The sequence below is a fragment of the Nostoc punctiforme PCC 73102 genome (assembly GCF_000020025.1).
GTDB classification, from domain to species: Bacteria; Cyanobacteriota; Cyanobacteriia; order Cyanobacteriales; family Nostocaceae; genus Nostoc; species Nostoc punctiforme.
Window position 1 is genome coordinate 3,242,895 of the sequence record NC_010628.1, and the last position, 9,820, is coordinate 3,252,714.

Genomic DNA, 9,820 nt, shown 5'->3' on the forward strand with positions numbered 1-9,820 from the left:
TGTCATTTGTCATTTGTCATTTGTCGTTATCGGCGACTGAAATAAATTGAGGTTGGGCGGCGAGAATAAGCTTCAGTCCGATCACGGGTGAGTAAGTAGCCTGCCGTGCCAAGGGCTGCCCCAGCTAGAGCATATTTACCTTTATTAGCTCCAAGATGACCTAACACTCCACGCCCAGCCCGCTTGGAAGCAACAGCAATATCACCACCAATTTGACGAGCGCCTGTGGCAATATTTCCCGCACCAGCTTTAACGCCTGGGGAGACGATTTTATTGATCGCCCTCTTTGATTGACGTAAACCCTTTTTAACGATCGCTATTCCACCACGCTTAGTTTTTCTGAGGAAAGTTGGGGCATCTCTAGCGGCTTGTTTTACCTGCTGAGTAATGCTTTTTGAGGCACTAGAAGCGAATGGATCGGACACTGCCACCGCACCTGCTCCCGGTCTAAATTTGCTGGGCTTTATCGCCACGTTCTCGGCTACCGCCACACCTCCACCACCTCTAGCACGCCGACGACCCGCCCCTATTTCGGCAAATTCTGCATACTGAGTTTCAATATCCCGCATGGTAAATAAAATTACCGCCATTACTTACGCCTCCTTCTTTTAAGAGTGACAGTGTTGCTTGTAAATTCTGCATTATCGCCCTCATCTTCTGAATACTGCTGCACGTATTCTTGGGGCATCTGCTGATAAGGGTCAATTTTAATAGGTTGTGGTTCTTGTATGACCATTTCTGCTGGTTCTTGGTCTAACCCCAATAGTTCCAGCAAATCTGCGTAAAAGTCATCAACCGCTTTTAATCTAAGCGCATCAGGAGTGATACCGATCATGTCGTTCCCGTCGGCTGATTCAATGTCACCAATCACGCGAAACAAGATATCAAAGCACTCTTGTGCTTCCCCCTTGAGACGGGCAATTCTGCCTTGCTGTTCTTTGGCTTCGGCGTAGCTCAAGTTAAAATAAGCGCGACTGCCTCCGTCATCAGCGCGGAATAAAGCAGGCCCGTGAATTGCTGGGAACGCAACAGAAGACACTTCTGCAATCCGTTCTGTATCTAAATCGATACCTGGGGATAAAGGTTTTATTAATCCTTTGCGTACCTCGTCAACATAATGGTTGATGTAAAACTTACCAAACATCCCAAATTTGCCAATCAAATCCCGCATTTTGGGATTGGGCAAATCGCGTTCTTGAATAATTCTCCCCTCTACACGAGAATGGAGTTTACCAAGTTTATTAAATCCACCGTTGGGGTTGACCAAGGTTTTGGCATGGTCGATCATCAAAGGAATTTCTACCCCAGAGTCAAAAGCCGCATTCGTGTTGTCTGTCAGCTGTTGTACTCTGTGGGATGGGAATTCATGAACCCTTCCTTTATTATCTTTTTGTGTTCCCTCAACCAAGAGAAGGGCATTCTTAATTAAAAAATCACCCTGCTCGTAGCTGCCAAACGCAACTAACCCACCGGCTGAATCAAAGTAAGCCTTGCTCATATTAAAAACAGATTGAGTTTTCACCAATCTGCTAACAACTCGACTGACAATAGTATTATCTTTTTTATGACAAAGCGCCATACAGTATGACAGATTGCCATATTTTAAGAAAGTTGAAGCAGGCAAGATTGGATGCAGGATTGTCACAGCTAAAAGCCGGGAAGTTCATCCATTGTTCTCAATCAACGCTTTGCAAAAAAGAGAGAGGCGATCGCCGCTTCTTTGCTGAAGAACTATTGCAACTTTGTTATCTTTATAAGATATCCCCGAAGGATTTTATAGAAAAACGTAGAAAGAGGTCAAAAAAGAAATCAGACATTAAAGGATAATTATGGATTTCTTAGAGATCGCATCTGTACTTGCATCTCTTGAACTTGCCTGTAATCATCCCCAATTTTTTTAACTAAATCTACCCTTTTGGCTTGCAAACTATCAATTTCATCAGATAGCTTGATTGCTCGTTGCGACAATCCCCCACCTAGTATTTGCTGCTGTTCTTGCAATCTCACTAACTGCTGATTGACGGTTGCAAGTTGAGATTGAGAAGAGGCGATCGCCCCTCTAAATTCTTCAGTACTGCTTTTAAGTTGTTGAATTTGCTGATAGGCTTCATCACCTAGCTTAAGGTCTTTGATATCTTCACCCACACCCTTCATCTGCTGTCTTGTCTGCTCAAATAAATCTCGTTTTTGGGCGAGTGCAATCTCATTTTTAGTTGTACCTTTGCCCTGTTGTTTGAGTAAATCTATTTCTTGATTGAGGTCGTTGATTTCTTTAAAAGTGTTGCGAGATGTGGAATCAAGGGCATCTAATTGTTGTTGAGCCTTAACTACTTTGGGGTTAGTTGATACCGCAGGGTTAGTAAATTGTTTGCTGTTAACAAGTCCTTTTAATCGTTCTTGGGTTGCTTGTAGTTGTTTTTGTAATTCCTCTGCACTGGTAGCTTTACCCTTGAGATCAAAGGTGGGTATGCGGTTAGCGTCATAGCGTAGGCGCTCGTAAATATCCTTGGCATCTTGATACGCTTGCTCAATAGTTTGGGATTGGTTTACACGAGAGTTACCTAACTGTTGCAGGAAGGTTTCGTTAGCTTGTTGGTATTGGTCGTAAAGTTTTGTAATGGGTTGAGAGGCGATCGCCCCAGGTTTTGCAGTGCTACCAATTACATCTTGATACCGTTTGCTCCATTCCTCCATATCAAGCAAAGTTTTCCTTGCATATCCATAAGCATCATCTGGAGAGATTTGGCGGAATAGCTCGGTGAGTGCGGCGTTATCTTTTTTATCAATAGCTTTTTGGATCTCTCGCTGTAGTTCGGTTAATCGATTGTTTGATGATCCGATGTTGCTGGGGTTGAGAGCGGCGTTTCGTGTTGAAAGCCAGTAGGTTAAATTGTCTTCAGCATTTTTGAGCAAGTCGTCAAAACCCTGAACTTTGCGGTCTGAGTTGATAAACCTAAACTCAGTATTACGTTTAACAACTTCAATGTTGGCTTCAATCTGTTTCGTTTTATCCCACAAATCAGATGCCATTTTGCGGATCTGGGCGAGTGACTTGGAAGTTGTGGGAGCGCCGTTAAGAACTAAAGATAAATCGCGGGGGATGTTGGCAGTATCCCAACCATTGAAACCAAGCAACCATGCCACCGTACCTTCAGGCATTGATTCTAGTTCTCGCATATCGGCTTGGATTTGTGACAATCGCCGCTCAATTACTGGGGCAGTGTTACCCTCAAAGCCTTGATATTGCTCATCGTAGCGGTTGTAAAAGTTTTCTTGATTGGTGGCACGGTTATTTAAGTTGCGGGTTGCCGCTTCATCGGCGCGGCGGTAAAGTTTCGCACTGCTTTGCATTCGGCGCTGTACAGTGCGGAGGTCTTTTACAGTGTCGTACTGGGTTCTAAGTTCTGGTTCTAGCTGATTTTTAGTGACTGGTAGCTTGGAAAGTCGTTGTTGTAATTGCTTTAACTTTTCGGCAGTAGAAGCGATCGCCTGATTTGTTTGTTCAATCGTGTTAATAGCACCCCTAGCAGTGTCAATTACTGGGTTGGTGTAATCATTTAACTGGTCTGATACGGTTCTAATTTGGTCGATGGCATCAGACTGCTGACGCTTGAGGCGTTGGAGTTCTAGCCATGCTTGGGAGCGTTCCGCACCGGGGGGAAGCCTAGAAACCTGGGATTCTAGAGTTTGGATTTTGGTATTAAATTCTTCTAGGTTGGTGCGGAGATTATCAGCAGTTTTTTGGGAAGTGACAGCAGCGCGTTGATTGTTGAGTTTAGTTACTCGCTGCTCTATTGCGTCAACTTTCTCATTAATTTTGGCAGCATACTTATTATTATTTTCAATCGCTCCATCAATAGTTTTGGTAGCTTTTTGAAGTTGAGCGCGGATTTGGGCGATGCTAGCGGGCGCTTGTTCAAAGTAGTTGGGCTTGGTGGGGTCAAGTAGGTTTTGGTAATTGTCCTCGACACTGGCTAACCGTCTATCCCATTCAAGTAATTGGTCTTCTACGGTAGAAACTTGCTGATTGAAACTACGAAAACCATCAACAGTATTTTGAGTGTCACTGGCTTGCTGTTTGAGTGACTTACCAAATAATTCTTTACTGTTTAACTGATCGTTGGCAGTTTTGACAGATGCTTGATTGAAGTCGTCAACACCACTCCGAATCCCTGACAGTTCTTGTTTCAAAGGATCGGTTACAATTGTTGGCACTTTTTGAGGTATTACTCGCTCCGGTGGTAATCCAGAAGTGGAGTAAGGTAACGGTGCGCGTGGTGAAATAGCATTACCAGCGCTTACATCTGGTGGTAATAAATCCTCCCCTGCCCCCCTGCCCCCCTGCCCCCCTGCCTCTCTTACTGGTACAGTTTCCTTAACTGGCGAAAATTGCCGAGGGATAACTACAGCGCGTTGCTGCATATTCTCAATGGTGCGATCGCCTATACCTTTGCCTTTAAGTCGAGTTTTTAAATCCTCAATATCTTTGAATGAACCTTTTTGCAGTTCGTTGAATATGGTTTCGGATTGCGATTTGGTCAACCCCAGATTAGCCGCCCATAACTGTGTAGGCGTGCGAATGCTTTTAGGGTCAAGTAAGGGGATAATTTGATACCCTTCTGAGAGTTGCTTTAATCGCTCAAAGGTTTTTGCTCCAATTTCGGGGACGTTTTTTAAGTCCTCAATTTTGGTAATTGCTGACTGTTCCCGGCGCTTGAGGATCGCATTTACTTGGCGGACAGTAAGCGATCGCCCTGGTAATATTTTTTGCAATTCTTCACGAGTCGCGGTATTGATGTCAAGTTGCCCTAGTAATACCAAGGGTGTTACTGTTTCCCCTACTTCCTGTTGTTGCTGCGCTTGGGGTTGCTCCGACGCTCGTTCGCGCAGCGTGCCGGAGGCAGGACTCGCTACCGCTTCGCTATCAGCAACGGGTTCAGTTACAGGGGCTTTCTCACCAATCTCAGAACGGATTTGAGCAATTGCTTCAGCAAGGGTTATACCCGCCGCCGCAGTCGTGGTCTGTCCGGCGGCTCGTGCAATGGTTTGAATAGGTGTGATTGTTTTCCCGACTAGTACAGATGCAAGAATTCCAGCAGCCGCCCATAAAATTGGGCGCGGGACTAGTTCGCGGTTTTGTACAAAGCGATCGCGATCTTTTAGTTCAGGAGATTTTTTGAGTACTGGACTTAGCACGCAGCGACATCGAGGATGAATTGCTGGAGTATTAGCCGCGATCGCTTGCCAATCATTCAACGGAATAACCAAGCCGTGACGAGAAGCGCAAATATTACACCGTCTTTCGTCAATTATTGTGTAAAATCTAACTGCTTCAACTAATCCAGACTCGCGGTAAGTCTCTAATCGTCCAGCGTTGTAAGCAAAAGTCAACTCAGTACGAGCAATGGTTTCAGCGCGTTTTGAATACCTGCCAGATTTAGTGCCTAGCCTTTCCTCAATGCGCTTGAGTAGTTCATTCCTGCTTATGGGTTGCTTGGTGTCGGGCTGTGGGGTGACTGCTGCGAGTAAGTCTTGCTGAATCTTTTTGTACTCCGAGTTTGTTACGTCTTGTGCTAACTGGTTAATCCGTCCCCTAATTGCGCTTTCGGCGGGGATGTTGCGGATTGGTCGGATTTGTACACCTGGTTTTTGTGCATCGTCAAAATAAATCAGGTTAGAGAATGAGTTAAAGTTGACTTTCCTGTTTGCGTTTTTTACCTCTGTATCGGCGTGGTTACTTCCCGTATTCCAGCCGGATAACCAGATGGAGTACAGCGATCGCTTGAGTGCAGATAGCATATATTCCTTTACTTGTAGCGGGTTTTTCTGGTTCTTTTTTAGTCGGGTATTTCCGTCATCTGCGGTCGTGGTTTGCAACAAATCTTTATCAATAAATGCTCTTGCTGCATCTAAAGGAATGTTTGCTAACAACAAAGCACCTTTGGCTTCTAAATTATCTAAATCAGCTAATACTTTCTTTTCTCCCAAAATCAATTTATCGTTGGGGAATTGGGGAGCGAAAGCACTAAAAACTGAATCAAACATAATATTTTATGACAACTATTGAAAACTCAAGTAAGCTAATTCCTTTATACGCCACAGAGTTAGCGCCGTGGTTAGATGAGCTTGATACTGATTTTGTAAGAGAACTTCCAGAAACAGGGGAGACTTACACCCTAGAAGATTTGATCAAGATGATCAAAATCTGCGTGGTAAATAAAGCGGCGATCAACTTAAAAACCATGAGAGCGGCGGCGGCGGTTGGACTTTACTCCCATAATGACCCTACCCCATATCCTACTGCGACAGGCCCGCAAACAATTCAAGAATGGATGCGCGGGAATTTTGACTCCATGAAAGGAAGTCTCCCCGCAGTAGTACGGAAGATGATTAAGCAAGCTTATAGTCTGGGAACTTCTTGCGGTGAGATTAGATGGTATAAGCGCAAAACTAGTCTGGGTTCCGAGTGGCGATTAAAGTCAATCCCTGTACTTAACCCTCTGCGGTATTCGTTCGCTGGAGTTAAGGGTAGGGTAGATCGGATTATTTACCGCCCATTGCATGATTCTTCAAAAGCTATACCCTACGCAAAGCTACTTCACATTTATTCACCATCACTTGAAGAGCCGGAAGATCCACGGGGCGATCCGGCGGCGGCTTCTGCTTTGCCATTTTACAAATCGCGGCAGATTATGTACAAGCAGTGGACGCAAGCCGGACAAAGACAGGCCACTGGATTCACAATAATCAAAGCTCCCAGCGAGAAAACAGTAACAATTTTAGGGTCTAATGGCTTACCGCTAAGAAACGACGATGGTACAATCAAAACTCAACCAGCGCTTTATGCAGCTGTTTCATCAGCCAAAAATATTGAAAATGGCAGCGTTTTCGGAACCGATAAAGAAAACGATGTGATTAATGTTCCGGGTGGTGGTGGGGAAGGATTTTTTAATCTTTCACTTACTCACTACGAAAAAATGATTTTCTATGCTTACGGCGTGCCATCAACAATTTTTAATGACACGGCATCAGGTATTGGGAATTCCGGGATTAATGCCGGACACCGACTAATACTTGATACCCAAATTGAGGATATTGTGAATGATTTAAGGGATGAGCTATTAGAAAAAATTGTACGTCCTTTGCTCATGGCTAACTTTGGCCCCAAATTTGAGGATAATTTGGGTGAGTTTAAATCAGATAAGTTCCTTGACCCGTCACTAGCGGCGACTAGAGTTAGTAATTTGACTATAGCAATGTCCTCTGGGACAATTGACGCAAACGACCTTGAAGCAACTAATAGACTGCGTGAAGATTTGGGATTGTCGCCATTTACTAAAGAACAATTTGACCAGCAGCAGCTTGCAAAACTATTGGCACAGCAAGAGCAGCAATATGGCGAAGGGTATTGATTGGAATTATGTAAAGTCGTACTAGAAGCATAGAAGCATGAGATTTTTGTGTTTTAAAAGTTGAGAAGGGGCGATCGCCCCCTAACTTGTAGGAAAAATATTATGAAATGAGAATCCTCTAAACTTAATCCATCTCTTTGGTGGCAATTAAATCTCGATGGTGGAATGCTGAATGTTTTTATTCAACACAAACCAGATGGATACTACGCCTTTATTGGCACTGGTATGCGCGTACAAGTGATGAAATTTCACACTTTACCTGAAGCCAAAGCGTGGTTGTTAAAACAGTTAAAGCTTTCACTTGATAAAATGCAATCCGAAATGCAACCGGAGATCCCTTGGCTATTGTGGGGATGCCTTGGGGGAGCTTTTGCCCTTTTAGCAACGTGGAGAATGTTAATTTTCTAGTTAATAAAATGCCTGCACCAAAATATACTCATTGGAAAAATTCACCATCAAAATATGCGGCTTGTGGTACTCCCAACCCAAGAACAGGAACTTGCGAGAAGTTGCAAGTAACTTGTCCTCGGTGTTTGAGAATTGTGGAAAGAAGCGATCGCCTCAATGCTCTGCCTCAGCAATGCTACGAGTCTGTAATTAAAAAAACTGAATCTTGGCTTGCCAAGTTGGGAAGATTTACCAGAGCATAGCCGATTGCTTTATCAAATCGATGTTATGCAAAATGCTGAAAAATTATTGTAGAGGGGCGATCGCCTATGAACAAAGATATAACTATAGTTCCCGCAGATTATCATTTTGAGATTCCTGAAGAAATTGCTAAATGTCCATACTGTGAGACAAAACTTCATGTTCAAGTGCATGGGTGGACAGAAGAAGATGACGGATGGGTTGCTGATTCGATAGAAATGGTATGCGAATCTGAGCCAGATATTGATGACGATGCGTGGGATGATTTCAATGAATCCCATAGCGAAATGCCTTATGTTTATTTGCTGCCAGTGCAAAACACAGTACAGGAGTGGATTAACAATAATTTTCGGTTTGATATGGAGCAATGAAATACGCTAAAAGTTTGCTCTACGGAATAATTGTAGATGCTGTTACTTCCGATTACCAAGATTACGCAAACTGGCAATTAAGATGCCCCAAATGCGGGGAGCCAGTTCACTTGATTGGTGCATCAGAGCGAGTTGAACACGTAAGATTAGCGCCAAAATCAAAGCAGATAGTTTTGGTAAGTAGTGCCAAAATCAGTGCATCATTTGCTCATTTCAAGGGATTAGCCGATGAAGCTTGTGAAAACTTCAATTCCCAAATATCTAAGAACTATATTGAAAAATTTGAAAGAATAAATAGAGAGCAAAGGCTCAAGGTATATAATCAAAGATTTTTAGAAATAGTTGGCTATAACAAAAGTATGAAGGGATGCTTTTTTGATAACTTTAAAAAAGTAAATAAAATTAATAACAAAGTTGCTAAAAGTATTGAGCAAGATGCAGCAAAAGATTTTTACTCAACAGTATCACAATTAACTAAACTTGCAGGTGGGGCAAGAATTTTATTAGAAGGCATAAAATCTGATAAGTACCCATTAAATCGTTTTGACACAAGTCGAGCTAAAGATGAGGAGGTTAAACAGTTTGTTCGGTGGGTACAAGAAGTTGACATTGATAGACAAATGATACTTCTTGAAGAAGCAATTGCCTTTTTAAAAACTCGCGCAGCGAGGGCGATCGCCTTACAGCTACTTGAATTATGTTTTTCTAGATTAATCTTCCATCGCCCAGGTACGATTGATTTAATCAAGATTTCAGGCAACTCCATAGCCGAAGAAGATAGCAAATACAGGGAGTTAATCGAGCGATGTGTTACCGAATTAGTGCAAATATTTGCGCTTACCGATTGGGCAGGTGCGGTAGGAAATTGAAGTTGAATAGAGGTTAAAACCGTGAAAGTATCTCTGGAATATCTTTACCATTACAGTTGTGACCACTGCCAGAAATGGTGGACAATTGGCGACATCAAGCCAGATATAAATAGCCAAGCGTTATGTCCACACTGCGGTAAAACAAGTTTAATTGTAGAAATCGTTCAATTTCAAACTAAGATATGACAGGTTTTTGTATGAAGAAGTAGAGGCGATCGCTATGAGCGAATATAAATTAGTTATCGAGTTCATCAACGAATCAAAGGATTTTGCATTGGGTTTTGAGTCAGGCAAAGTTTACGAGCAGATGAAAAATCAAATTCCTGAGATTGAAGGAGTGTTTGGTTCTGAAAACTTTGAGCAATTTAAACTGATGTCGCAAGCGATGAACTATTCAATTACTCAAATAAATAACCTCAATAACTCACAAGAGTTTCCTAATGATTATTTGTTGCTCAAGTTCGTATTTCAACAAGGCTAGCCAATTATATGCTGAGGGGGATTAGTAATTTTGATATAC

Annotated in this window: 11 protein-coding genes; 8 read left to right on the forward strand and 3 right to left on the reverse strand. The window is 42.8% G+C overall.

Going from position 1 to position 9,820, the window contains the following annotated elements:
* Positions 1-26: 26 nt before the first annotated feature.
* A complete protein-coding gene (locus NPUN_RS13145; RefSeq protein WP_012409156.1) occupies positions 27-590 on the reverse strand; it encodes a hypothetical protein in 564 nt (187 codons plus the stop codon).
* Entirely contained in the window at positions 590-1,645 is a 1,056-nt protein-coding gene (locus NPUN_RS13150) for a hypothetical protein (RefSeq protein WP_234711098.1), read from the reverse strand. Before NPUN_RS13150 ends, NPUN_RS13145 begins: the two co-directional genes overlap by 1 nt.
* Between NPUN_RS13150 and NPUN_RS44795 the strand changes: the two genes are divergently transcribed.
* Positions 1,585-1,827, forward strand: coding sequence for a helix-turn-helix transcriptional regulator (locus NPUN_RS44795; protein WP_041565372.1), 243 nt, complete (start codon positions 1,585-1,587; stop codon positions 1,825-1,827). The genes NPUN_RS13150 and NPUN_RS44795 overlap by 61 nt on opposite strands.
* Here NPUN_RS44795 and NPUN_RS37560 read toward each other — a convergent pair whose 3' ends face one another.
* The gene (locus NPUN_RS37560; protein WP_012409158.1) at positions 1,828-6,045 is read right to left on the reverse strand and encodes a minor capsid protein; all 4,218 of its coding nucleotides are present in this window, start codon (positions 6,043-6,045) and stop codon (positions 1,828-1,830) included.
* Between the two features lie 8 nt (positions 6,046-6,053).
* On the opposite strand from NPUN_RS37560, the gene NPUN_RS13165 reads away from it, so the two are divergent.
* The 7 genes from NPUN_RS13165 to NPUN_RS13190 all read left to right on the forward strand — a co-directional run bounded on the left by NPUN_RS13165 (position 6,054) and on the right by NPUN_RS13190 (position 9,781).
* Positions 6,054-7,412: a phage portal protein family protein gene (locus tag NPUN_RS13165; RefSeq protein ID WP_012409159.1), complete on the forward strand. Its 1,359-nt coding sequence runs from the start codon at positions 6,054-6,056 to the stop codon at positions 7,410-7,412.
* A 165-nt stretch (positions 7,413-7,577) separates the two neighbouring features.
* Positions 7,578-7,820 (forward strand): hypothetical protein, encoded by a 243-nt coding sequence (locus NPUN_RS13170; protein ID WP_012409160.1) that lies wholly within the window; start codon positions 7,578-7,580, stop codon positions 7,818-7,820.
* Positions 7,821-7,828: 8 nt separating this feature from the next.
* The gene (locus NPUN_RS13175) at positions 7,829-8,062 is read left to right on the forward strand and encodes a hypothetical protein (RefSeq protein ID WP_041565373.1); all 234 of its coding nucleotides are present in this window, start codon (positions 7,829-7,831) and stop codon (positions 8,060-8,062) included.
* A gap of 66 nt (positions 8,063-8,128) precedes the next feature.
* A complete protein-coding gene (locus NPUN_RS13180; protein WP_012409161.1) occupies positions 8,129-8,431 on the forward strand; it encodes a hypothetical protein in 303 nt (100 codons plus the stop codon).
* A gap of 173 nt (positions 8,432-8,604) precedes the next feature.
* Positions 8,605-9,300: a hypothetical protein gene (locus NPUN_RS13185; protein WP_148220309.1), complete on the forward strand. Its 696-nt coding sequence runs from the start codon at positions 8,605-8,607 to the stop codon at positions 9,298-9,300.
* A gap of 21 nt (positions 9,301-9,321) precedes the next feature.
* Entirely contained in the window at positions 9,322-9,486 is a 165-nt protein-coding gene (locus NPUN_RS41820) for a hypothetical protein (RefSeq protein WP_167315620.1), read from the forward strand.
* Between the two features lie 7 nt (positions 9,487-9,493).
* Positions 9,494-9,781: a hypothetical protein gene (locus NPUN_RS13190; protein ID WP_148220310.1), complete on the forward strand. Its 288-nt coding sequence runs from the start codon at positions 9,494-9,496 to the stop codon at positions 9,779-9,781.
* Positions 9,782-9,820: the final 39 nt, after the last annotated feature.

Coding starts and splice junctions, on each gene's coding strand:
- NPUN_RS13145 (WP_012409156.1), bottom strand. CDS start 590: ATGGCGGTAATTTTATTTACCATGCGGGATATTGAAACTCAGTATGCA.
- NPUN_RS44795 (WP_041565372.1), top strand. CDS start 1,585: ATGACAGATTGCCATATTTTAAGAAAGTTGAAGCAGGCAAGATTGGAT.
- NPUN_RS37560 (WP_012409158.1), bottom strand. CDS start 6,045: ATGTTTGATTCAGTTTTTAGTGCTTTCGCTCCCCAATTCCCCAACGAT.
- NPUN_RS13165 (WP_012409159.1), top strand. CDS start 6,054: ATGACAACTATTGAAAACTCAAGTAAGCTAATTCCTTTATACGCCACA.
- NPUN_RS13170 (WP_012409160.1), top strand. CDS start 7,578: ATGCTGAATGTTTTTATTCAACACAAACCAGATGGATACTACGCCTTT.
- NPUN_RS13175 (WP_041565373.1), top strand. CDS start 7,829: ATGCCTGCACCAAAATATACTCATTGGAAAAATTCACCATCAAAATAT.
- NPUN_RS13180 (WP_012409161.1), top strand. CDS start 8,129: ATGAACAAAGATATAACTATAGTTCCCGCAGATTATCATTTTGAGATT.